The sequence below is a fragment of the Microbacterium sp. YJN-G genome (assembly GCF_015040615.1).
In the GTDB taxonomy this organism is placed as follows: domain Bacteria; phylum Actinomycetota; class Actinomycetes; order Actinomycetales; family Microbacteriaceae; genus Microbacterium.
In genome coordinates, this window is sequence record NZ_CP060402.1 from 1,519,682 (window position 1) to 1,542,235 (window position 22,554).

Annotated in this window: 24 protein-coding genes, 2 tRNA genes and 1 pseudogene; 14 read left to right on the plus strand and 13 right to left on the minus strand. The window is 70.1% G+C overall.

The genetic code is table 11. The features are described 5' to 3' along the window. Positions 1-16: 16 nt before the first annotated feature. The gene (locus tag H7694_RS07120; RefSeq protein WP_193598818.1) at positions 17-592 is read left to right on the plus strand and encodes a hypothetical protein; all 576 of its coding nucleotides are present in this window, start codon (positions 17-19) and stop codon (positions 590-592) included. 7 nt (positions 593-599) lie between these two features. Here the strand turns inward: H7694_RS07120 and H7694_RS07125 are convergent, their stop codons facing one another. From H7694_RS07125 to orn, 6 genes and pseudogenes are all read right to left on the minus strand, one after another. Continuing rightward, positions 600-1,136: a DUF2017 family protein gene (locus H7694_RS07125; protein WP_193598819.1), complete on the minus strand. Its 537-nt coding sequence runs from the start codon at positions 1,134-1,136 to the stop codon at positions 600-602. Beyond that, positions 1,133-1,423: an ATP-dependent Clp protease adapter ClpS gene (gene clpS, locus H7694_RS07130; protein ID WP_193598820.1), complete on the minus strand. Its 291-nt coding sequence runs from the start codon at positions 1,421-1,423 to the stop codon at positions 1,133-1,135. The genes H7694_RS07125 and clpS overlap by 4 nt, the downstream gene beginning before the upstream one ends. Beyond that, a complete protein-coding gene (locus tag H7694_RS17660; RefSeq protein WP_227468378.1) occupies positions 1,420-1,764 on the minus strand; it encodes a metallopeptidase family protein in 345 nt (114 codons plus the stop codon). The genes clpS and H7694_RS17660 overlap by 4 nt, the downstream gene beginning before the upstream one ends. A gap of 114 nt (positions 1,765-1,878) precedes the next feature. Beyond that, positions 1,879-2,271: pseudogene (locus H7694_RS17665) on the minus strand (GNAT family N-acetyltransferase); the annotation flags it as partial. An 88-nt stretch (positions 2,272-2,359) separates the two neighbouring features. After that, positions 2,360-2,435: transfer RNA gene (locus H7694_RS07140), tRNA-His, on the minus strand. Positions 2,436-2,471: 36 nt separating this feature from the next. After that, positions 2,472-3,098 carry an oligoribonuclease gene (gene orn, locus H7694_RS07145; protein ID WP_193598822.1) on the minus strand — a complete coding sequence of 209 codons (627 nt, stop codon included), beginning with the start codon at positions 3,096-3,098 and terminating at the stop codon, positions 2,472-2,474. Between the two features lie 46 nt (positions 3,099-3,144). Here orn and H7694_RS07150 point away from each other — a divergent pair. Further along, a tRNA-Arg gene (locus tag H7694_RS07150) sits at positions 3,145-3,216 on the plus strand. A gap of 16 nt (positions 3,217-3,232) precedes the next feature. Here H7694_RS07150 and H7694_RS07155 read toward each other — a convergent pair. Continuing rightward, complete coding sequence (locus tag H7694_RS07155; RefSeq protein WP_193598823.1) at positions 3,233-3,496, minus strand: hypothetical protein; 264 nt, start codon at positions 3,494-3,496, stop codon at positions 3,233-3,235. Between the two features lie 65 nt (positions 3,497-3,561). On the opposite strand from H7694_RS07155, the gene H7694_RS07160 reads away from it, so the two are divergent. Then, positions 3,562-4,473 carry an alpha/beta fold hydrolase gene (locus tag H7694_RS07160; RefSeq protein ID WP_193598824.1) on the plus strand — a complete coding sequence of 304 codons (912 nt, stop codon included), beginning with the start codon at positions 3,562-3,564 and terminating at the stop codon, positions 4,471-4,473. Here the strand turns inward: H7694_RS07160 and H7694_RS07165 are convergent. Then, positions 4,445-4,918 carry an Lrp/AsnC family transcriptional regulator gene (locus H7694_RS07165; protein WP_193598825.1) on the minus strand — a complete coding sequence of 158 codons (474 nt, stop codon included), beginning with the start codon at positions 4,916-4,918 and terminating at the stop codon, positions 4,445-4,447. The two genes, H7694_RS07160 and H7694_RS07165, sit on opposite strands and share 29 nt — an antisense overlap. 167 nt (positions 4,919-5,085) lie before the next feature. Here H7694_RS07165 and pdhA point away from each other — a divergent pair, with 167 nt between their 5' ends. From pdhA to H7694_RS07180, 3 genes are read left to right on the plus strand one after another with little or no spacing between them, the layout of a single operon-like run. Further along, on the plus strand, positions 5,086-6,198 hold the full coding sequence (pdhA, locus tag H7694_RS07170; protein WP_193598826.1) for a pyruvate dehydrogenase (acetyl-transferring) E1 component subunit alpha: 1,113 nt from the start codon (positions 5,086-5,088) through the stop codon (positions 6,196-6,198). 2 nt (positions 6,199-6,200) lie between these two features. Then, complete coding sequence (locus tag H7694_RS07175) at positions 6,201-7,220, plus strand: alpha-ketoacid dehydrogenase subunit beta (protein WP_193598827.1); 1,020 nt, start codon at positions 6,201-6,203, stop codon at positions 7,218-7,220. Beyond that, a complete protein-coding gene (locus H7694_RS07180) occupies positions 7,217-8,629 on the plus strand; it encodes a dihydrolipoamide acetyltransferase family protein (protein WP_193598828.1) in 1,413 nt (470 codons plus the stop codon). The genes H7694_RS07175 and H7694_RS07180 overlap by 4 nt, the downstream gene beginning before the upstream one ends. A gap of 32 nt (positions 8,630-8,661) precedes the next feature. Here H7694_RS07180 and H7694_RS07185 read toward each other — a convergent pair whose 3' ends face one another. Beyond that, positions 8,662-9,255, minus strand: a complete 594-nt coding sequence (locus H7694_RS07185) for a TetR/AcrR family transcriptional regulator (protein ID WP_193598829.1) — start codon at positions 9,253-9,255, stop codon at positions 8,662-8,664. A 98-nt stretch (positions 9,256-9,353) separates the two neighbouring features. Here H7694_RS07185 and H7694_RS07190 point away from each other — a divergent pair, with 98 nt between their 5' ends. The 5 genes from H7694_RS07190 to H7694_RS07210 are packed head-to-tail and all read left to right on the plus strand — an operon-like array spanning position 9,354 to position 15,284. Further along, positions 9,354-10,907 carry a carboxyl transferase domain-containing protein gene (locus H7694_RS07190; RefSeq protein WP_193598830.1) on the plus strand — a complete coding sequence of 518 codons (1,554 nt, stop codon included), beginning with the start codon at positions 9,354-9,356 and terminating at the stop codon, positions 10,905-10,907. A 5-nt stretch (positions 10,908-10,912) separates the two neighbouring features. After that, positions 10,913-12,805, plus strand: a complete 1,893-nt coding sequence (locus H7694_RS07195; RefSeq protein ID WP_227468334.1) for an acetyl/propionyl/methylcrotonyl-CoA carboxylase subunit alpha — start codon at positions 10,913-10,915, stop codon at positions 12,803-12,805. Further along, positions 12,802-13,983 (plus strand): acyl-CoA dehydrogenase family protein, encoded by a 1,182-nt coding sequence (locus H7694_RS07200; protein WP_193598832.1) that lies wholly within the window; start codon positions 12,802-12,804, stop codon positions 13,981-13,983. Before H7694_RS07195 ends, H7694_RS07200 begins: the two co-directional genes overlap by 4 nt. A 9-nt stretch (positions 13,984-13,992) precedes the next feature. Next, complete coding sequence (locus tag H7694_RS07205; RefSeq protein ID WP_193598833.1) at positions 13,993-14,469, plus strand: MaoC family dehydratase; 477 nt, start codon at positions 13,993-13,995, stop codon at positions 14,467-14,469. 2 nt (positions 14,470-14,471) lie between these two features. Then, positions 14,472-15,284: an HpcH/HpaI aldolase/citrate lyase family protein gene (locus H7694_RS07210; protein ID WP_193599116.1), complete on the plus strand. Its 813-nt coding sequence runs from the start codon at positions 14,472-14,474 to the stop codon at positions 15,282-15,284. 26 nt (positions 15,285-15,310) lie between these two features. Here the strand turns inward: H7694_RS07210 and H7694_RS07215 are convergent, their stop codons facing one another. Together H7694_RS07215 and H7694_RS07220 are read right to left on the minus strand one after the other, a co-directional pair. Next, positions 15,311-15,895, minus strand: coding sequence for a histidine phosphatase family protein (locus tag H7694_RS07215; RefSeq protein WP_193598834.1), 585 nt, complete (start codon positions 15,893-15,895; stop codon positions 15,311-15,313). A gap of 20 nt (positions 15,896-15,915) precedes the next feature. Continuing rightward, positions 15,916-16,713, minus strand: coding sequence for a Sir2 family NAD-dependent protein deacetylase (locus H7694_RS07220; protein ID WP_193599117.1), 798 nt, complete (start codon positions 16,711-16,713; stop codon positions 15,916-15,918). Positions 16,714-16,884: 171 nt separating this feature from the next. Here H7694_RS07220 and H7694_RS07225 point away from each other — a divergent pair, with 171 nt between their 5' ends. Then, positions 16,885-17,685, plus strand: a complete 801-nt coding sequence (locus H7694_RS07225) for a TrmH family RNA methyltransferase (RefSeq protein ID WP_193598835.1) — start codon at positions 16,885-16,887, stop codon at positions 17,683-17,685. Positions 17,686-17,720: 35 nt separating this feature from the next. Here H7694_RS07225 and H7694_RS07230 read toward each other — a convergent pair whose 3' ends face one another. Continuing rightward, the gene (locus H7694_RS07230) at positions 17,721-18,551 is read right to left on the minus strand and encodes an SGNH/GDSL hydrolase family protein (protein WP_193598836.1); all 831 of its coding nucleotides are present in this window, start codon (positions 18,549-18,551) and stop codon (positions 17,721-17,723) included. 115 nt (positions 18,552-18,666) lie between these two features. Between H7694_RS07230 and H7694_RS07235 the strand changes: the two genes are divergently transcribed. Both H7694_RS07235 and H7694_RS07240 read left to right on the plus strand, forming a co-directional pair. Continuing rightward, positions 18,667-20,412, plus strand: coding sequence for a DEAD/DEAH box helicase (locus H7694_RS07235; protein WP_193598837.1), 1,746 nt, complete (start codon positions 18,667-18,669; stop codon positions 20,410-20,412). Positions 20,413-20,549: 137 nt separating this feature from the next. Beyond that, entirely contained in the window at positions 20,550-21,644 is a 1,095-nt protein-coding gene (locus H7694_RS07240; protein WP_193598838.1) for a VIT1/CCC1 transporter family protein, read from the plus strand. A gap of 293 nt (positions 21,645-21,937) precedes the next feature. Here H7694_RS07240 and H7694_RS07245 read toward each other — a convergent pair whose 3' ends face one another. Next, positions 21,938-22,345 (minus strand): SdpI family protein, encoded by a 408-nt coding sequence (locus tag H7694_RS07245; RefSeq protein WP_193598839.1) that lies wholly within the window; start codon positions 22,343-22,345, stop codon positions 21,938-21,940. Between the last annotated feature and the right edge of the window lie 209 nt (positions 22,346-22,554).

Below are 22,554 nucleotides of genomic sequence, written 5' to 3' on the forward strand. Positions count from 1 at the left end.
CGGCTAGCGTGGAGGGATGCCGAGTCCTGATCCGTTCGACGCCCAGCTCTCCGAGGCCACCGAGCGCATCCGGAGCGCGGTGCGCGCGGTCTCGGCATCGAACCCCGTCGTCGTCATCGACGGACGCAGCGGAGCGGGCAAGAGCAGCCTGGCCGCACGACTGGCACGCGCGTGGCCGCTGCGCACGCCCGTGCAGCTTCTCGGGCTCGACTCGGTCTATCCCGGCTGGGACGGGCTCGAACAGGGCGGGGAGATCGTCCGCGAACGCGTCCTGGTGCCGCACGGTCGCGGGCTCATCGGCACCTGGCGGCGCTGGGACTGGGAGCACGAAGAAGAGGCCGAGGCGCATGCCGTCGACCCGGCCCTCGGACTCATCGTCGAGGGATGCGGCGCCCTCACCACGGCATCCGCCCGCCTCGCCGATGTGACGGTGTGGGTCGATGGGCCCGCCGAGACGCGGCGCAGGCGCGCGATCGCGCGGGACGGCGAGACCTTCCGGGCGCACTGGGACATGTGGTCGGCGCAGGAGGAGGCGCACATCGCCCGCCACGATCCCGCGGCACTGGCCGGGATCTCGGTCGTCGTACCGTAGCTTCGGCTCAGCCGGTGTTTCGGTCGGCGAGGCCGATGAGGTGATCCAGCCGGTACCCCAGCCAGTCGTACGTGCTGAACCGCGGGTCGTCCGCGGCGTGGGTGTCGTGCACCCCGATCCCCAGGCGCGATGCGAGCACGAGTCTGATGGCGGCCAGCGTGCGCAGCCAGGCGTCGAGGTGCGCCGGATCGATCGAAATGGGGCGCGTGGCCAGGGGATCCGCCTCACTCGATTCGGCGTCACCCGATTCCGCATCGACCGATTCCGCGTCGTGCTCGATCGTGTCGTGCTCGAAGATCTCGAGCGTGGTGCGCACCTCCAGGGCATCCGCCAGGCGCTGGTCGAACAGATCGTCGCGCGTCGCCCGCCGGTAATCCCTGGCGGCCTCGGCATCGTCGGGGTAAGGATCGGGGGCGAGCCGGTTCAGGGCTGCGTCGCCGGCGTCGCGGGGTCCATCCAGCAGGGCGATGAACTCGTCGACCAGCCCGAGCAGGTGGTGGCCCTCCACGATCGCGAGGGCGAGCAGCAGGGGAGAGGCGGTCACTGCGGCGCCCGCCTGACCGTGGCCCACAGACCGAACCCGTGCATCGCCTGCGCGTGCACTTCCATCGTCTCGCGCGGACCCGTCGCGACGATCGCGTGCCCGTCGTTGTGCACGGCGAGCATCAGCCGGGTGGCCTTCTCCTCGGGGTATCCGAAGTAGGTGCGGAACACCCGCACCACGTAGCTCATCAGGTTGACGGGGTCATCCCACACGATCAGCTGCCACGGCACGAGCGGCGCCGAGGTGAGCTGCTCGTCCGCGACGGGGACGGATGCCGGGGTGCTCATGCCCACCCCAGTTCGTGCAGCTGCGCGTCGTCCATTCCGTAGAAGTGGGCGATCTCGTGCACGAGGGTGGTGTGGATCTCCTCGCGGAGCTCTCCCTCGTTGCGGCAGGCCGCGAGATGCGTGTGCCGGTACACGACGATGCGGTCGGGCAGTTCTCCGAGCCCGTAGGTGCCGCGCTCTGTGAGCGCGAATCCCTCGTACAGCCCGAACAGCTTCTCGCCGTCCTCGGCGGCATCCTCGACGACGAAGACCACGTTCTCGAGGCCGTCGACCATGTCGTCGGGCAGGCGGTCGAGCTCGTCGATGACGAGCTGTTCGAAGGCTTCGGCATCCATCTCCATGCCGAGGCGCAACTGCATGTGAACCCGTCGCCCGTGCCGGGCCAGGTCCAGCCGCTGCTCGGCATCCGTCAGGGCCCGCTGGAAGTCGCTGTCCGGCACGGGATGCTCCTCGAAGCCGGCCGAGGTGTAGAACGGCGCGTTCCACGGCACGTCGGCATAGGTGCGCAGCGTCACGACCCTCGCGCCGTGCTCGGCGGCCTCGTCGACCGCGGCGTCCAGCAGCGCGCGGCCGTGCCCCCGCCGGGTGTGCTCCGGCAGCACGGAGAGCTGTTCGATGTGCGCCGAGTCGTCGTGCTCGATGACATGCACGAAGCCGACAGGCGGCCCGTCGTGCTCCTCAGCCACGACGAGCACGAACCCCGGTTCGTCGATTCGCGTCTGCCCGGAAGTGGGAGCACCCCAGCCCGTCATCCCGAAGAGCGGCTCGAACAGCCCGTCCGCGGCAGCCTCGATCGCTGGGAGCCGATCCAGGTCGGACTCGGAGGCAGGGCGGACGTGCGAGCGCATACCTCGATGCTATCCGCGTTCACCTGCGTCGCAGCGGGAGGGGAAAGAGGGAACGCCCCGGAATCCTTGGGAATCCGGGACGTTCTGCTGGGGTGAGTAACGGGGCTTGAACCCGCGACCTCCTGGACCACAACCAGGCGCTCTACCGACTGAGCTATACCCACCATGCGCCCGCCGAAGCAGGCAACTCCACGAGTCTATTACATGTTGGAGGTGAACTCTGACACGGTGCGCGCTGCGAGTTCCTTCGCCTCATCCGAGGACGGGCCGGGCTCGGCGACGAACACCGCTTCGCGGTAGTACCGCAGCTCACGGATCGACTCGAGGATGTCGGCCAGGGCGCGGTGGCCGCCGTTCTTCTCGGGGGCCTGGAAGAAGACGCGCGGGTACCAGCGGCGGGAGAGCTCCTTGACGCTGGAGACGTCGACGTTGCGATAGTGCAGGTACTGATCGATGCGGGGCATGTACTTCGCCAGGAACATGCGATCGGTGCCGATCGTGTTGCCGGCGAGCGGAGCCTTGCGCTCGAGCGGCACGAACCGCCTGATGTAGGCGAGGGTCTGCTCCTCCGCGTCGGCCAGGCTCACCCCATGGGGGATCTCCTCGATCAATCCCGAGGTGCTGTGCATGTTCGTCACGAACTCGTTCATGTTCGCCAGCGAGGCGGCACTCGGCTTGATGACGATCTGGAATCCGGGATCCGCCGGACGCAGCTCGAAGTCGGTGATGACGACCGCGATCTCGACCAGCTCGTCGACCGCCAGGTCGAGACCGGTCATCTCGCAGTCGATCCAGACGAGCCGATCGTTCTCAGACGCAGAAACCATGAGTCGATCCTAGCGACGGGGTGCGACACGGTAATCTTGAGAGAGCGCCTCCTTAGCTCAGAGGAAGAGCATCGGCTTTCTAATCCGTTGGTCGCAGGTTCGAATCCTGCAGGGGGCACCGGCTGCCGGGTGGGTCAGAAGCGCAGTGCTGCGACCGCGTCGTCGGCATCCCAGAACTCGCCGACCAGGCGGAACACGCCCGAAGCCAGGTGCAGGCGCTCGGCGCGATAGCGGATGCCGAGCGGATCGGCGATGACGCGCAGATGACCGCGGATGCTGCCGCGCTCGTCGATCACGCGCCACAGGTGGTCGCCCGCCCGCTCGAGGTGTTCGTGCGTGGAGCGCAGTGTCGGCGTCTCCCAGAGGACGGCGGGAAGACGATCGGTGAACGTGTTCATGACGGCTCCTTTCCTTCTTCGAACATATGGACGGCCACCGACATCACGTCCCGTAGACTCGGGCCATGCCCGTCGCCTCGCCGTACGCCGCCCGACTCGGGGAGATCCCCGTCGAACGACGCGAAGCGCAGATCCTCGGATCCACGACGGCGTACTGGGTCTACGGCGACGACGGCGATGACGGTCGGGCCGTTCCGACGGTCATCACGGTGCACGGCTTCCGCGGCGAGCACCACGGTCTCGAGCCCGTGGTGGCGTATCTCCCCGGCGTGCGGGTCATCTCACCGGATCTGCCCGGATTCGGTGAGACGCCCCCGATTCCCGGACGCGCGCACGACCTCTCGCTCTACTCCGGCTGGTTGAGCGAATTCGCCCGCACCGTCGCGCCGGATGCCGTCATTCTCGGCCACTCGTTCGGCTCGATCGTGTGCGCCGCCGCGGTGGCCGGCGGGCTGCGCACACCGCGGCTCATCCTCATCAACCCGATCGGCGCTCCCGCACTCGAAGGCCACAAGGGTGTGCTCACGCGGCTGGCGGTGCTGTACTACTCCCTCGGCGCCAAGCTGCCCGAGCGGATCGGCACGCTGCTGCTGCGCAACCCGCTGATCGTGAGGGTCATGAGCATCGCCATGGCCAAGACGCGCGACCCCGCGCTGCGCCGGTTCATCCACGACCAGCACGACACGTACTTCTCGCGCTTCGCGGACCGTGACGTGCTGCACGACGCGTTCGTCACGAGCGTCTCGCACGACGTGCGCGCGTTCGCCGGCGTGATCGACGTGCCGACGCTCCTGATCGCGGCACAGCGCGACGACATCACCCCGATCGAGGCGGAACGGCGCCTGGCGACGATGTTCCCGGATGCCGAACTCGTCGAGATCGCCGACGTCGGGCATCTCATCCACTACGAGACGCCGGCCGAGGCCGCCGGTGCGATCCGGCGCTTCCTCAGGCTTCCCGTCGCGCCAGCCCGATGAGGCCCGCCACGCGGTAGGGGATCACCTCGCCCATGGCCAGTGACGTCTCGGTGCGCTCGACCCCGTCGATGGACAGGATCCGCGCATCCGTGTCGAACAGGTGCCTGGCATCGCGGCAGGCCACCCGGGCGAGCAGGTCGATCGAGCCACTCAGCCCGTGCGCCTGCACGATCTCGGGCACGCGCGCCAATTCGGCGATGATGCGGGGAAGCTCGGTCTGACGCAGGCCGATGCTGATGAACGCCTGCAGCGGGAAGCCGAGCACCTCGGTCGAGAACGAGCGCTCGTAGGCCTCGAACACGCCGGTCTGCTCGAGTCTGGCCATGCGTGCCTGGATGGTGTTGCGTGACAGGCGCAGTCGATCCGCCAGTGAGACGACAGTCATTCGCGGGTCTTCCGACAGGGCGGTGAGCAGTTCGAGGTCGACGCGGTCAAGGGCGGGCATAGTGCCACACGATAGCAGGGTGACAGGGGCGCTGACCATGCAACATGCTCAACGGTCGCAGACATGCTTGAGCGAGGTGTCAGGCAGACGTACGCTTCCCTTAGGCCGACGAAGCCGTCGGTCAGCCGTGCACACCCCACAAGGGACGCCACGTCAGGAGGACGCCGATGTCACCGCACAACTCACCGATCATCGACACCGAGAGCGATCTCGAGCTCACCGAGCGCATCATCGCGCCGGACGGCACACGCGTGCCGAACCCGCAGCTCGACCGGTACCTCCAGGATGTCGACTTCTCGATGCTGCGAGATCTGCACCGCGACATGGTGGTGCTGCGACGCATCGATTCCGAGGGCATCGCGCTGCAGCGGCAGGGGCAGCTCGGTCTGTGGGCGCCCTGCAACGGCCAGGAGGCGGCGCAGATCGGCACGGCCCGTGCCCTCGAGCAGCGCGACTTCGTCTTCCCGAGCTACCGCGAGACCGGGGTGATGTACAGCCGGGGCGCGCAGCCCGCCGACTTCGTGCGCATGTGGCGCGGTGAGGAGGGCGCCGCCTACGATCCGGCCGCCCTGCGCATCGCGCCGCTGCAGATCATCATCGGCGCTCAGACCCTGCATGCGGTGGGCTATGCCCTCGGCATCCAGCACGACGGGGCCGACGAGGTCGCCGTGACCTACTTCGGCGACGGGGCGACCAGCCAGGGCGACGTGAACGAGGCCATGGTGTTCGCCTCGTCGTACCGCGCACCCGTGGTCTTCATCTGCCAGAACAACCACTGGGCGATCTCCGAGCCGGTCGGCCTGCAGTCGCAGTACCCGCTCGCCGGCCGGGCACCCGGCTTCGGCATCCCGAGCATGCGCATCGACGGCAACGACGTGCTGGCCGGACTCGCCGCGATGCGCTGGGCCCTCGAGCACGCGCGCTCCGGCAAGGGGCCCGCCTACCTGGAGGCGGTCACCTACCGGATGGGCCCGCACACCACCGCCGACGACCCCAAGCGCTACCGCGACGAGGCCGAGCTGGAGCAGTGGCGCCGGCGCGACCCGATCGCCCGGATCGAGGCGCACCTGCGCGCGGCCGGCGAGCTCCCGCAGGAGCACCTGGATGCGGTGCAGGCCCAGGCCGACGAGATGGCGCGCGAGATGCGCGCCGCCTGCCTCGGGATGCAGACCCGCCCCGCGATGGCCGTGTTCGACCGGGTCTACGCCGAGCCGCACTCGGGACTGAAGCGCCAGCGCGACGAGTACGCCGCGTACCTGGCCGGGTTCGAGGAGGCGTGACGATGACGCAGATGACACTGGGCAAGGCCCTGAACGCGGGTCTGCGCCAGGCGATGCGCGACGACGAGAAGGTCGTGCTCCTCGGAGAGGACATCGGAACCCTCGGAGGAGTGTTCCGCATCACCGACGGCCTGCTCGACGAGTTCGGTGCGAAGCGCGTGATCGATACGCCCCTGGCAGAGTCGGGAATCGTCGGCACCGCCGTCGGTCTCGCCTTCCGCGGGTACCGGCCGGTCGTCGAGATCCAGTTCGACGGGTTCATCTACCCGGCCTTCGACCAGATCGTCTCCCAGGTCGCGAAGCTGCACTACCGCACCCAGGGGCGGGTGAAGATGCCGATCACGATCCGCGTGCCCTGGGCGGGCGGCATCGGGGCGGCCGAGCACCACTCCGAGTCGCCCGAGGCGTACTTCGTGCACACCGCGGGCCTCCGCGTGATCGCCGTCTCAGACCCGCAGGACGCCTACCGCTGCCTGCGCCAGGCCATCGCCAGCGACGACCCCGTGCTCTTCTTCGAGCCGAAGCGGCTGTACCACCACAAGGGCGAGGTCGACTTGGAGGCGCCGCTGGCCGACGCCCCGCCGATGGGGCTCGCCCGCGTCGTGCGCCCCGGCACCGATGCCACCGTCATCACCTACGGGGCGATGGTGCGAACGGCGCTGGATGCCGCGGATGCCGCCGAGGACGAGGGGATCTCGCTCGAGGTCATCGACCTGCGGTCGCTGTCGCCGATCGACTACGACACCGTCAACGCGGCCGTGCGGCGCACCGGTCGCGTCGTGGTCGCCCACGAGGCCTCCCGCGAGGCGGGGGTCGCCGCCGAGGTCATCGCGAGCATCACCGAGTACTGCTTCGAGTACCTCGAGGCAGCGCCGGTGCGCGTCACCGGCCACGACATCCCGTACCCGCCGGCCAAACTCGAGAAGCACCACCTGCCCGACCTCGACCGCATCCTCGACGCGGTCGACCGGGTGATGGATCGGCCGAACAGCCTGAGCGACATGAAGGGAGCTCACCAGTGATCGCGGAGTTCCGCCTGCCCGACCTCGGCGAGGGTCTGACCGAGGCCGAAGTCGTGCAGTGGCTGGTCAAGCCCGGTGACACGGTCGCGCTCAACCAGACGCTCGCCGAGGTGGAGACCGCCAAGGCCGTCGTCGAGCTCCCCTCGCCGTACGAGGGAACCGTCTCCAGTCTGCACGCGGATGCCGGCGAGACCGTGGCCGTCGGCGCGCCGCTGATCGCGTTCGACATCGGCGGCGACACCCCCGACTCCGAACCGGACGGTGACGAGGCGGCCACGGGCGAGGCCGCAGACGGCGGTTCCGCAGAGAAGGATGCCGCACCGGATGCTGAGAAGGCGCAGCCCAACCTGGTCGGGTACGGCGCACAGCCCGCGTCATCCGGTCGTCCCGCCCGGCGGGTGCGCCGCGGCGGTGCCGGCGCGACGGCGACAGCGGATGCCGCGGTCATCGAGGCCGCCCCGCACGACGCCCTGCCCCCGTCCGCGGCGGAACCCGCGGTGGGGGAGCGACCCCGCTCGACGCCGCCCGTGCGGGCGCACGCGAAGCGCCTGGGCATCGACCTCGTCCTCGTCGCGGCGCAGGTCGGCGATCGGGTGATCACCCGAGCCGACGTGGATGCCTACGCCGAGCGTGTGGGTGCCGCTGCACCGGTCGGAACGGAGCAGGACGCCGAGATGGTGCCGGCCGCGCCGCCGGCTCCGCGCGGCGAGCGCGCACAGACGCGCATCCCCATCAAGGGGGTGCGCAAGCACACCGCTCAGGCGATGGTGCGCAGCGCCTTCACGGCCCCGCATGTGACCACCTTCCACACGGTCGATGTCACGGCGACGATGGAGCTGATCGAGCAGCTGCGCGCCGACCGTTCCCTGGCCGAGCACCGCATCGGACCGCTGGTGGTCGTCGCCAGGGCGGTCTGCCTGGCTCTCGGGCGGAACCCGTCGCTGAACGCCACCTGGGACGAGGATGCCGGGGAGATCATCCAGAACCACTTCGTGGACCTCGGGATCGCCGCGGCGACCGAGCGGGGACTGATCGTGCCGATCATCCGCGACGCGGAACGGATGTCGCTGCCCGAGCTGGCGGATGCGCTGCAGCAGCTCACGCAGACCGTGCGAGCCGGGAAGACGGGGCCTGCGGACCTCGCGGGCGGAAACTTCTCGATCACGAACATCGGTGTGTTCGGCATCGACGCGGGTACGCCCATCCTTCCCCCCGGCCAGTCCGGCATCCTCGCGGTCGGCGCGGTGCGCCGCCAGCCGTGGGAGCATCGTGGCGAGATCGCGCTGCGTCAGGTAATGACGTTGAGCGTCTCGTTCGACCACCGCCTCGTCGACGGCGCGGAGGGTGCCCGGTTCCTCAAAGACATCGCCGACCTGCTGGAGCAGCCGGGTCGGGCGATGCTCTTCTGACCATCCGCGGCATCACTCGCGGTCGGCTGCGATCAGCCGGCCGCGAGCAGCGCTGCGATCGCCATCGCGGTGAGCAGCCGTGCGGTGTCCACGCGCCCGCGCAGTGCGCTGCTCGTGCTGTGCGGGGTGGAGTTGATCAGTCCGAAGCACGCCTGCACACGCAGGCGCAGAGCGTCCCGGTCGTCGCCGAGCACCTGGGCGAGGCTGTCGATCCACAGTTCGATGTACGCGCGCTGCAGCCGCCGGACGTCCGACCGGCCCTCGGAGGAGAGATGCGAGAGGTCCCTGTCCTGCACCCGGATGACATCCGCGTTGCCGACGGCGAAGTCCACGTGATACGCGACCAGGCGCCGCATCCGCTCCTCGGGAGTGGCGTCGGCACGGGCGACCTCGAGGCCGCCCGCCACGAGCCGTTCGCTCACGCCGATCAGCAGAGCGCCCAGCAGCGCCTGTTTTCCGGCGAAGTGGCGGTAGACGGCGGGGCCGGAGATCCCCACGGCGGCCCCGATCTCCTCGAGGCTCGCACCGGAGTAGCCACGGGCGGCGAAGAGCGACGCTGCCGCGGCGAGGATCGCGTCGGTGCGTTCGGCCTTCGCGCGGTCGCGCGCCGTTCCGGGCGTTGTCATTTCAGTTAATCCCCGCTAACCTGAATTGTCCTGGTTAGTGAACACTAACCAATCGGGCGCGAAAATACAGCACCAGAAGTGAGTCGAGGAGGACCACGATGGCTCCCACCCAGCAGCAACTGGCCGACGAGCTGCAGGATCGCCTCGCCGAGGCCGCACTCGGCGGCTCGCAGCGCTCGCGCGAACGTCACGTGAGCCGGGGAAAGCTGCTGCCGCGTGATCGCGTCGCTCGTCTGCTCGACGAGGGCAGTCCGTTCATCGAGGTCGCCCCGCTCGCGGCATCCGGTCTGTACGGGGGAGAAGCACCAGGGGCCGGCGTGATCGCCGGTATCGGGCTCGTGCACGGCCGGCACGTGATGGTGGTCTGCAACGACCCGACCGTGAAGGGCGGCACCTACTTCCCGCTGACGGTGAAGAAGCACCTGCGCGCCCAGGAGATCGCCCTCGAGAACCGGCTGCCATGCCTGTACCTGGTCGACTCGGGCGGTGCGTTCCTCCCCAAGCAGGACGAGGTGTTCCCCGATCGCGACCACTTCGGGCGCATCTTCTTCAACCAGGCGCGCATGTCGGCCGAGCGCATCCCTCAGCTCGCCGCCGTGCTGGGCTCGTGCACAGCGGGCGGCGCCTATGTGCCGGCGATGAGCGACGAGACGGTGATCGTGCGCAACCAGGGCACGATCTTCCTGGGCGGTCCGCCTCTGGTGAAGGCCGCGATCGGAGAGGTCGTCACCGCCGAGGAGCTCGGCGGGGGAGAGCTGCACGCACGCCGATCAGGTGTGGTGGACCACCTCGCCGAGGACGACGAGCACGCTCTCGAGATCCTGCGCGACATCGTCGCGACCCTTCCCAAGCCGGCGGCGCCGGCGTGGGACGTCGTCGCCTCGCGTCCGGCCGCTGTGCCCGGCAGTCTCTACGACGTGGTGCCGGTCGACGTGAACGCCGCGTACGACGTGCACGAGGTGATCGACCGGCTCGTGGATGCCGAGAGCTTCACCGAGTTCAAACCCGAGTACGGCACGACCCTGGTCACCGGCTTCGCCGTGCTGCACGGGCATCCGGTAGGGATCGTGGCGAACAACGGGGTGCTCTTCAGCGAGTCGGCTCTGAAGGGCGCCCACTTCATCGAGCTGTGCGATCAGCGCGGCATCCCGCTGCTGTTCCTGCAGAACATCACCGGGTTCATGGTGGGCACCGACGCCGAGGCGGGCGGCATCGCCAAGGATGGCGCCAAGATGGTCACCGCCGTGGCGACCACGCGGGTTCCCAAGCTGACAGTCATCATCGGCGGCTCCTTCGGTGCGGGCAACTACTCGATGTGCGGCCGGGCGTACTCGCCCCGGTTCCTGTGGACCTGGCCCGCCAGTCGCATCTCGGTGATGGGCGGTCCGCAGGCGGCATCCGTGCTCGCGACCGTCAAGGAGGACCAGCTGACGTCGCACGGCGAAGCATGGACCTCCGAGGAGCGCGCCGCCTTCGAAGCTCCTATCCGCGACCAGTACGAGGCGCAGGGGGAGCCCTACTACGCCACGGCCCGGCTCTGGGACGACGGCATCGTCGACCCCGACCGCACGCGCGACCTGCTCGGGCTCGCCCTCGACGTCGTCTCACGCGCGCCCCTCCCCGAATCCCGCTTCGGCCTCTTCCGGATGTGATGACCATGACCTTCCCCGACACCGTCCTGGTCGCGAACCGCGGAGAGATCGCGCGCCGCATCATCCGCACGCTGCGCGAACTCGGCATCCGCAGCGTCGCGGTGTACAGCGATGCCGACGCGCAGGCCCCGCACGTGCGGGAGGCCGACCAGGGTGTGCACATCGGCGGCTCCGCCGCCGCGGACTCGTACCTGAACGTCGACGCCATCATGGCCGCCGCGGCCGCCACGGGCGCGCAGGCGATCCACCCCGGATACGGGTTCCTGTCCGAGAGCGTCGCCCTGGCGCGCGCCTGCGCGGCGGCGGGGGTGATCTTCATCGGGCCGGACGAGCGCGCCCTCGAGATCATGGGCGACAAGGCGCGCGCCCGCAGTCATGTGTCGCAGCACGGTGTGCCCGTCGTCCCCGGCTTCGACGCCTCAGGGCTCGATGATGAGCAGATCCGCGCCAGGGCCGACGAGGTCGGCTACCCCCTGCTGGTCAAGCCCAGCGCGGGCGGCGGCGGCAAGGGCATGGAGATCGTGCGCTCCGGCGACGATCTCGCCACGGCCCTGGCCACCGCGCGCCGTGTGGCTACCGCCGCATTCGGCGACGACTCGATGGTGCTCGAGCGTCTCGTGCAGCGTCCGCGACACATCGAGGTGCAGGTCTTCGGCGACACGCACGGCACCGTCATCGCGCTCGGCGAGCGCGAGTGCACGCTGCAGCGACGCCACCAGAAGGTCATCGAAGAAGCGCCGGCCGCACGCCTGCCGGACGAGGTGCGCCGCCGTCTGCTCGACGCCGCCGTCGCGGCCGCGAAGAGCGTGGACTACGTCGGTGCCGGCACGGTCGAGTTCCTGGTCGAGGCGGATGCCGTCGACGAGGTGTTCTTCATCGAGATGAACACCCGGCTGCAGGTCGAGCATCCGGTCACCGAGGAGGTCACCGGACTCGACCTGGTCGCCCTGCAGCTGCATGTCGCCACCGGCGGCGCGCTGGACCCGGCGCCGGAGGTCCGCGGCCACGCGGTCGAGGCGCGCGTGTACGCCGAGGCGCCCGAGCGCGGCTTCCTGCCCTCCACCGGCCGGGTGCTGCTGTTCGATCCGCCCCGCGACGTGCGGGTGGACGCCGCGATCGAGACCGGGTCCGAGATCAGCGGCTTCTACGACCCGATGATCGCGAAGGTGATCGCCTCGGGTCCCGACCGCCGGACGGCGCTGCGCCGCCTGGATGCCGCTCTCGCCCGCACCGTGGTGCTGGGCGTCGAGACCAACATCGCGTTCCTGCGAGCCCTCATCCGCGACGAGCGGGTGACGAGCGGTGATCTCGACACGGGCATCATCGAGACGATGCTGCCTTTCCCCGCAGCGGACCCGACGGCCCCGATGCTCGCCGCCGCGGCGCGGTCGGTGAACGGCCGGCGCCACGCCGGGGCGGCGGACATCTGGCACGAGCTGCCCGGCTGGCGGCTGGGCGCCCCGGCGTCCCCGCCGCGGACGGTGTTCCTCACCGACGAGGACGAGATCGTCGAGGCGCCGGCGGCGTACGTGCACGGCATCCCGACGGCCACGGATGCGCACGGCGCGGTCTGGGTCTTCGCAGACGGGACGACGGCCCGGCTGCGTCCGCTCTCGCGACGGGCGCGTATGGAGCGCCGCCTCGCCGAATGCGCGGCGGAATCCGGTCCGCGCGACCCCGAGGGCCGGGCGCCCATGCCCGGTGCTGTCGTGGCCGTGCACGTCGCCGATGGGGATGCCGTCCGCGAAGGCGACCCCCTCGTCTCGATCGAGGCGATGAAGATGGAGCATCCGGTGCTGGCGCCGCACGACGGCACCGTGCACCTGCTGGTCGCCGTCGGCGACCAGGTGCGGCGCGACCAACCCGTCGCCCGCGTCAGCGAACAGGAGACAGCATGACCGACGACCTCAGCACGATCGGACTGGACGATGACCAGCGCGAACTCGCCGGGATGGTGCGCGACTTCGCCGAGCAGGTGGTCGCCCCGCAGGCCTACGAGGCCGACCGGACGCACACCCTGAATCTCGACGTCGTCCGTCAGATGGGCGAGATGGGCCTGTTCGGGCTGCCCTTCCCCGAGGAGCACGGCGGCCAGGGCGGCGACTACCTGGCGCTCGGCATCGCCATCGAGGCGCTCGCCCGGGTCGACCAGTCGATCGCGATCACGCTGGAAGCCGCGGTGAGCCTCGGCGCGATGCCGATCCACCGATTCGGCACCGACGCCCAGCGCGCCGAGTACCTGCCCTCGCTGCTGGCGGGGGAGCAGCTCGCCGGCTTCGGACTCACCGAGCCCGAGGCGGGCAGCGACGCGGGTGCCACGCGCACCACGGCGCGTCTCGAGGACGGCGAATGGGTGATCGACGGCAGCAAGCAGTTCATCACCAACTCCGGCACCGCCATCACGCGTTTCGTCACGGTCACCGCCGTCACGGGAGCCGGCGGGCAGGGGGCCCGTGAGGAGGGCAAGGAGATCTCGACGATCATCGTGCCCAACAGCACCCCCGGTTTCACCGTCGAACCCGCCTACGACAAGGTCGGCTGGCGCGCATCCGACACCCACCCGCTGAGCCTGCAGGGTGTGCGGGTTCCCGAGGAGAACCTGCTCGGCGGGCGAGGGCAGGGGTTCCGCAACTTCCTCAGCATCCTCGACGAGGGCCGCATCGCGATCGCCGCCCTCGCCACCGGTGCCGCCGAGGGCTGCCTCGAGGCGGCAGTCGACTATGCGAAGCAGCGCACCGTGTTCGGCGCGGCGCTGAGTACCAGGCAGAACGCCCAGTTCACCCTGGCGCGCATGCGCGCCCGCGTGCACACGGCACGACTCGCCTGGCACCACGCCGCAAGGCTACGCGACGCAGGCAAGCCGTTCGCCGAGGCGGCGGCAATTGCCAAGCTCGTCGCCGGGGACGCCGCGATGGACAACGCCCGCGACGCCACGCAGATCTTCGGCGGCAACGGATTCATGAACGAGTACGCCGTGGGGCGGCACTACCGCGACTCGAAGATCCTCGAGATCGGCGAGGGCACCACCGAGGTGCAGCTGCTGGTCATCGCCCGCGCGCTGGGTCTGGCGGGGTAGGGTGCGGGCATGACAGATATCGTCCAGCGCGGCCTCTACTACGAGGAGTTCGAGCTCGGCGCGCGGTACCTGCACCGGCCGGGCCGCACGGCGACCGAAGCCGACAACGTGCTGTTCACGACGCTCACGATGAACACGCAGGCACTGCATCTCGACGCTGCATTCGCCGAGGGCCGGCAGCCCTTCGGCCAGCGGCTGATGAACTCGATGTGGACCCTCTCGACCATGGTGGGCGCGTCGGTCGCACAGCTGACCCAGGGCACTCTGGTCGCTCAGCTGGGCCTGGGCGACATCGCCTTCCCGCATCCGGTGTTCCACGGCGACACCCTGTACACCGAGAGCGTGATCGCCGACAAGAGGCTGTCATCGTCGCGTCCGGGTCAGGGGATCTGCACCATCGCGCACACCGGCCGCAATCAGGACGGCACGGTGGTGGCGACCGCCACCCGCACCGTGCTGGTGCACTGCCTGCCACAGGAGGGATGACCATGGACTTCCACATGGGACCGGCGCTGCTGTTCTGTCCCGCCGACCGGCCCGAGCGGTTCGCCGGTGCACTGGCGAAGGCCGATGCCGTGATCCTCGACCTCGAGGATGCCGTGCTGCCGGCGGCGAAAGCGCAGGCCAGGCAGAACCTCATGGACGCCGACCTCGACCCGGCCCGCGTGATCGTGCGGGTCAACGACCCGGCGTCGGTGGCGTTTCCGCTCGATCTGGAGGCGATCTCCCGCACGCCCTATCGCACTGTCATGGTCGCCAAGGCGGAGGATGCCGCGACGCTGGACGCATTCGGTGACGAGTACCGGGTCATCGCGCTGTGCGAGACCGCGCGCGGCGTGCTGAACGCGGGGGAGATCGCCGCGCACCCGCGGGTGACCGCACTGATGTGGGGCGCCGAGGATCTCGTCGCCTCGATCGGCGGACTGGCGAGCCGGTTCCCCGACGGACGCTACCGCGACGTGGCACGCCACGCGCGGGCGAGCGTGCTGATCGCCGCGGCGGCGCACGGGAAGGCCGCCATCGACGCGGTGCATCTCGACATCGACGACGAGCAGGGGCTCGCGGACGAGGCGGCGGATGCCGTGGCATCCGGATTCCGTGCCACCGCCTGCATCCATCCCAAGCAGGTGCCGGCCATCCGCGCCGCCTACCGGCCCGATGCCGCGACGATCGAGTGGGCCCGTGCGGTGCTGTCGGCGGCCGAGCACGAGCGGGGCGTCTTCCGCTTCGAGGGTCGCATGGTCGATGAGCCCGTGCTGCGGCACGCGCGTGCGGTGATCGAACGCGGCCAGGTCGGCTGACGGGCGAGTTCGCCTGACGGGCGATGTCAGCTGACGATCGGCTCGACCAGCCTGAGGGTGCCGCGTTCGGCGACGAAGCGGTGCGCCGATCCGTTGCGCAGCGCCTCGCCCTCGCGGGGCAGTGTTCCGCCCGAGGCGTGCAGCAGCAACGCTCGGATCACGCCGCCGTGCGTGACGACGATGATCGATTCCGCCGTGGGTGAGGAGCGACGGCGCGAGGCGCGCACGATGCGATCGAGCGAGTCGAGCGCGCGGTCACGGACCTGCTCGAGCGTCTCGGCGCCGGGGACCTCGGCATGCCAGCCGCCGTACTGGGCGATGTAGTCGGCGACGCTCGTGCCCTCGGCAACCCCGAACTCGCGCTCACGCAGACCGCGGGTGATCGCCGGCTCTGCGAGCCCGAGATGCGAGGCGATGATGCGGCCGGTCTCGTGTGCGCGCACGAGCGGGCTGGCGTAGACGGCGTGGTGCGCGCCCGCGGCGAGCGCCTGGGCTGCAGCGAGGGCGTCGGCCCGTCCGGTCTCGTTCAGCGGGATGTCGGTGGAGCCCTGAATGCGCCTGGCGAGGTTCCAGTCGGTCTGCCCGTGGCGCACGAGGGTTATGAGAGTCACCCTTCGAGCTTACGTCGAGTTCAGTGAGCGAGCCGTCCGGCGAGTGCGGTGAGCACCTCACTGGTGCCGCCGGTGACCACCGCGTCGGCCCAGCCGTCGGCGCGGGTGGGCTCGCGGTTGACGATCACGAGCGGGATGCCGCGGCGCCGGGCGCGTTCGATGATGCGGATGCCGGAGTTCACGGTAAGCGAGGTGCCCGCCACCAGAAGCGCGTCGGAGGCGTGCATCAGCGCCTCGGCGGCGCGGAAGCGCGCGGCCGGCACGAACTCGCCGAAGAACACCACCTCGGGCTTGAGCATCCCGCCGCAGACCGTGCAGGGCGGGATGACGAAGCCCTCGGTGCTCTCGGGCGTGACGTCGCCGTCCGGGTTGAGCCGGATGTTCTCGGGCACGCGCACCCATGGGTTCAGCCGCTCCAGGCGGTCGGCGACGGATCGTCGGTCGAGCACCTGGCCGCAGTCCAGGCAGAGCACGCGATGCATGGTGCCGTGCAGCTCGACCACCCGGGTGCTGCCGGCGCGCAGGTGCAGGCCGTCGACGTTCTGCGTCACGATCCCGCTGACGGCGCCTGCCTGCTCGAGCCGCGACAGGGCACGGTGTCCCGGGTTGGGGTCGGGCGCCGAGAACGCACGCCAGCCGAGGTGGCCGCCGAGCCAGTACCGTCGCCGTGCCGCCTCGTCCTCCAGGTAGGTCTGGATGGTCATGGGCCTGGCGCGGGTGCGTGCCCCGATCCCGCGATAGGCGGGGATGCCCGAGTCGGTGGAGATCCCGGCCCCGGTGAGCACCGCCACCCGCCGTCCGCGCAGCAGTCCGGCCATGCGGTCGATGTCCGCGGGCAGGGGTTCGGATTCCCCGATGGCCGCATCCGTCTGCTCGCTCGCCTGCACGCTCCGCAGTCTACGACCCGGGCGGGCGCACCGGGGCCGCTCGCTCGCCTGCCGGAGCCGCGTCGACCTGCCAGGGCTCCGCCTACCTGCCAGAGTGGAGCGATGCGACTCGTGCACGTCTCGGACCCCGCCGATGCCCGGCTGGACGACTACCGCTCACTCACCGACGTGGCTCTGCGACGCAAGCACGAGCCGGAGGGCGGGCTGTACATGGCCGAGTCGGCGAAGGTGATCGCTCGGGCGGTCGGCGCCGGACACCGACCGCGGTCGGTGCTGACCCAGGCGAAGTGGGTGGATGCCGTCGGCGAGGCGCTCGACGGTGCCGATGTGCCGGTGTACGTCACCTCCGACGAGGTGTCCGAGCAGGTCACCGGCTTCGCGATCCACCGCGGCCCGCTCGCGGCGATGCATCGCCCCGCCGAGCCCGCCCTCGCCGATGTGCTCCGCGACGCCCGGCTGGTGCTGGCTCTCGAGGACGTGTCCGACCACACCAACGTCGGCGCCGCCTTCCGCGCCGCCGCGGCACTCGGGGCGGATGCCGTGCTCGTCTCGCCGCGCTGCGCCGACCCGCTCTACCGCCGCAGCGTGCGCGTCAGTATGGGTACGGTGTTCCAGGTGCCGTGGACCCGCATCGGGGAGTGGGCCGATGCCGGGCCCGCCCTGCACGAGCTGGGATTCGAGCTGGCCGCCCTCGCGCTCAGCGACGACGCCGTCGGCCTGGACGCCTACGCGCAGGCCAGACCGGAGCGCGTCGTGCTGCTGCTGGGCACCGAGGGCGACGGGCTCACCGACCGTGCGCTCGAGGCCGCGGATGCCGTCGTGACGATCCCGATGCACGGCGGGGTCGACTCCCTGAACGTCGCATCCGCTGCGGCCGTCGCCCTCTGGGCGCTGACGCACTGACGAAGACCGGGCCGGGTGAGCCTGCCCGGCGTGGATCAGACCTCGATGTCGGGCAGCCGCACCGGTACGGCATCCGGCCGCTTGGCGGCGATGTGGTCGCCCGAGGACTGGTGGCGCAGGCGCCGCAGCACCCAGGGCACCAGGTGCTCGCGCGCCCAGCCGATGTCGCCGGCGCGGGCTTCGCGCCACGTGCGCACCGGCACCGCCTCGGGCTGCATGGCCTGCAGATCGTTCGGCACATTCAGCGCCCTCAGCACCATGCGCGCGACCTCGTGGTGGCCGAGCGCGTTGTAGTGCAGTCGGTCATCGTCGAAGAAGCGCGGGTCCTGCACCACCTTGAGCGCCCACTGATCGGCCACGATGCAGTCGTGCCGGTCGGCGATGGCACGCACGTTCTCGTTGTAGATCGCGACCTTGCCGCGGAACGGGCGGAAGACCGGCGTGAAGCCGGTGTCGATCCCGGTGAACAGCACGACCGCAGCGCCGGTCGACGACAGGCGGGCGACGGCATCCTCGAGCTGTGAGGCGATCTCGTCGGGGTCGGTGCCGGGGCGGATGACGTCGTTGCCGCCCGCGCAGATCGAGATGAGGTCGGGGTTCAGCGCGACGGCGGGCTCGATCTGGGTCGCGACGATCTGCCCGATGAGCTTGCCGCGCACGGCGAGGTTCGCGTACGCGAAGTCGTCGACGTCCTGCGCGAGCACGGCGGCCACGCGATCGGCCCAGCCGCGGTGGCCGCCCGGCATGGCCGGGTCGGGGTCGCCGATGCCCTCAGTGAACGAGTCGCCCACCGCGACGAAGCGCCGCCACGGGTGCGGACCCTCGTTCGCGACGAACGGGGTGCGTGACGATTCCTGGTCGACCATCGGGTTCTCCTTCGGCGGTGCCGGCGCCCTCTGGTTCGGGCGCCGGTGAGAGCCTACCGGCGCGCGGGCGGGGCAGTGCAGACCTCTGTCGGCGGGCTGGATTATCGTAGATCTGATGCTCTCTCCGTCCTTTCCTCAGCGCGCCCCGTGGGGAACCGCAGACAAGCTGAGGGCATGGCAGCGTGAGGCGCTGGAGCAGTACTTCCAGGCCGATCAGCGCGACTTCCTCGTCGCCGCGACCCCTGGCGCGGGAAAGACCACCTTCGCGCTCACCCTCGCCGTCGAGCTGCTCCGCATGGGCGAGGTGAACCGCGTGATCGTGGTCGCCCCGACGGAGCACCTCAAGACCCAGTGGGCGGATGCCGCGGCGCGCGTGCACATCCGCCTCGACCCGCGCTTCCGCAACAGCCACTGGGCACCCGCCCGGCACTACCACGGCGTGGTCGTCACGTACGCGCAGGTGGCGGCGAAGTCGAGCGTGCACCGTCACCTCACCGAGGACGCCCGCACCCTCGTGATCCTCGACGAGGTGCATCACGGCGGCGACGCGCTCAGCTGGGGTGACGCGATCCGCGATGCATACGGCCCCGCCCGTCGCCGGCTGCTGCTCTCGGGCACCCCGTTCCGCAGCGACACCGCGCCCATCCCGTTCGTGGAGTACCTGCCCGACGAGTCGGGCGCACGGGTGTCGAGCACCGACTACGCCTACGGCTATGGTCGCGCCCTCGCCGACGGTGTCGTGCGGCCGGTGCTGTTCCACATGTACGCCGGCAAGATGCGCTGGCGCACCAGCGCGGGCGACGAGCTCGAGGCGCATCTGGGGCAGGACAACACCAAGGACGTCACCTCGCAGGCCTGGCGCACGGCGCTGGATCCCGAGGGGGAGTGGATGCCGGCGGTGCTCTCGGCCGCCGACCGGCGTCTCAGCGAGATCCGTCACCACGTGCCCGATGCCGGCGGGCTCGTGCTGGCCACCGATCAGACCGTGGCGCGGGCGTACGCGAAGATCCTGCACAGCCTGACGGGGGAGCAGCCCACCGTCGTGCTCTCGGACGACGCCTCGGCATCCGAGCGGATCGAGAGGTTCTCCGGCGACAACCGGCGGTGGATGGTCGCCGTGCGCATGGTGTCCGAGGGGGTCGACGTGCCCCGCCTGGCGGTCGGCGTGTACGCGACCTCGTCATCCACGCCGCTGTTCTTCGCCCAGGCCATCGGCCGCTTCGTGCGTGCCCGGCGCCGCGGCGAGGCCGCCAGTGTGTTCCTGCCCAACGTGCCGGTGCTGATGACTCTCGCGAACGAGATGGAGAAGCAGCGCGATCACGCACTGGACCGCCAGAGCAAGGACGATGACGGCCTCGAGGATTCGCTGCTGGAGAGCGCGAACCGCGAGGAGGAGGCATCCGACGCGCTGACACAGGAGTTCAGCTACCAGGCGATCTCGTCGCTGGCGCACTTCGACCGTGTCGTCTTTGAGGGGCAGGAGTTCGGACAGCTCGCCGAACCCGGCACTCCGGAGGAGGAGGAGTTCATCGGCCTGCCGGGACTGCTCGAACCCGAGCACGTGCACGACCTGCTTATGCAGCGTCAGGCGCGGCAGAGCCGGCTGCGCGAGGCGCGGGAGGCGGCGACTCCGCCCGAGGCGGCGACGACGACCCTGCCGGCGCCGTTGCACCGCACGCTGCGCGAGCAGCGGCAGCTGCTGAACAGCCTCGTCGGCCTGTACGCGCGCCAGACCGGTGAACCCCATGGTGCCGTGCATGCGGAGCTGCGCCGGGTGTGCGGAGGCCCGGCGGTCGCGCAGGCCACGGTCACCCAGCTGCAGTCGCGCATCGACGTGCTCCGCAAGCGCGTGCGCTCCTGATCGGCGTCGACGGCTCCTGATCGGCGCCGTCGGCCACGCTGGTTAGGGGCTCCGAAAAGCTGTCAATCCCCGTTCTGATGCGGTCTGGAGGGGTGCCGCTCGATAGCGTGGAATGTTCCCACGAGCACGGAGGATTCATGACCGCGCCCGCATTGCCCACGCCCGCCGACCGGCGGCAGTGGGCCCGTTATCTGGTCGAAGAGCGCGCCGAAGGCGCGGTGTACTCGCGCCTCGCCGCGCGCAAACAGGGGGAGGAGCGGGAGATCCTGCTCTCCCTCGCGGATGCCGAACGGCGTCACGAGCAGCACTGGCTCGAGATGCTCGGCGGCGAGCCGGATCGTCTGCCCCGGGCGGGCCTGCGCTCGCGTCTGCTGGGCTGGATGGCCGGCCGATTCGGATCGATCTTCGTGCTCGCCCTCGCCCAGAGTGCGGAGGCCCGCTCGCCGTACGACGCCGAGAAGCACGCCACACCCGCCATGCGCGCCGACGAGAAGGTGCACTACGAGGTCGTGCGCGGGCTCGCCGCCCGGGGCAGGCGGCGGCTGTCGGGTTCGTTCCGGGCCGCGGTGTTCGGTGCGAACGACGGACTCGTGTCGAACCTGGCGCTGGTGCTCGGCATCGGCGCCACCGGCGTGAGCGGGTCGTTCGTGCTGTTCAGCGGCATCGCGGGTCTGCTCGCCGGCGCCCTGTCGATGGGCGCGGGGGAGTTCGTCTCGGTGCGCTCCCAGCGCGAGCTGCTGGCCGCGACAGAGGCCAACAACGACGCGGATGCCGCAGCCGGCGACCTCGACATCGACGCCAACGAACTCGCTCTGGTCTACCGTGCCCGCGGGATGAGCGAGACCGAGTCTCTGGCCCGCGCGGAGCGCGTGGTCACCGCAGCCCGCGCCGGTGTGCGCCGGGCGGCGACCGGCCCGATCGGCACGCACGCCGGGCACTCCGATCACGACATCATCGGCAGCGACTGGACCGCCGCGCTCTCGAGCTTCCTGCTGTTCGCATCCGGCGCGATCGTGCCCGTGCTGCCGTGGATCTTCGGCCTGTCCGGATTCTCGGCGATACTCGTCGCACTCCTGCTGGTGGGCATCGCCCTGCTCGTCACGGGCGCCATGGTGGGTGTGCTCTCCGGAGGACCGCCGCTGCGCAGGGCGCTGCGTCAGCTCGCGATCGGCTTCGGCGCCGCGGCGATCACCTACGCCCTGGGGCTCGTCTTCGGCGTCAGCGCGGTATGAGCGGTAGGGGTCTCTGCGGCAGCGCAGGGGCCCCGGGCTTCAAGAGGCCAGCCTCGGCACACGAGAATGAGCAAGGCCCCGAATCTCCGATCCGGGGCCTTGCTCATTCTGTGCGCGAGGGGGACTTGAACTGACCTCGACCCCCGCGCGCCACGAAACTGTGTAGGGCGTTCTGCCGCACAAAATCAACGATCTGCGGCATGTGCCCTGTGGATAACTCCACCGCGATACCCCGACCTACAGGTTGCTTAGCACTTTCGTTAACACTTTTCTCGGCGCGAGGCGTGCAGGAGTTACCTCTCTGGAATGGCCTGCGTTGCGGCCCTCTGTCCGATGGCGGCGCCCCTCAGCGTCCAAACGAGCAGCCATGTCGTCGCGCCGAGCGCGATCAGGGTGAAAGTCGTGACTGCGATGGAGAAGGGAACGCCGACGAGCGTGAGTAGGCTGCTCGCTGCGGCCATCTCCCACCTTGCTATGAGCCCTAGTGCGCCACGCACACTGTCCCTTTCCGCTGCGACGTGCGCTGCCCGCCAGGCGGTGTCCGACGAGACGGTCACGCTGGTCCGGATTCCGGCGACCTGGTTGCGTTTGAGTGTTCCAGCGGCTGCCCGTCGTGCGACACGGACGAGAACCCATCCCGCTACGACAAGAACCACGCCAGTCCCGGCAGCCGTCAGAAGAAGCGCCAGCTGTTCGTTCATCAGTTCCCCCCATTCGTCGGAGCGTCCGCCGACTGCCTATCCGGCAGATCAAGAGCCACGAGCATGGATCGGCTCGGCTCGATCCTGACACTCACGCGTCATCCCTTTGCGCTGCGGGAACGAACCCATCCGCGGCGATGCTCGTGCGTAGGAAGTCCACGAGCGTGCTCGTAAGACCTATGGTCGTGCGTCGGCATCGCAACGCTAAA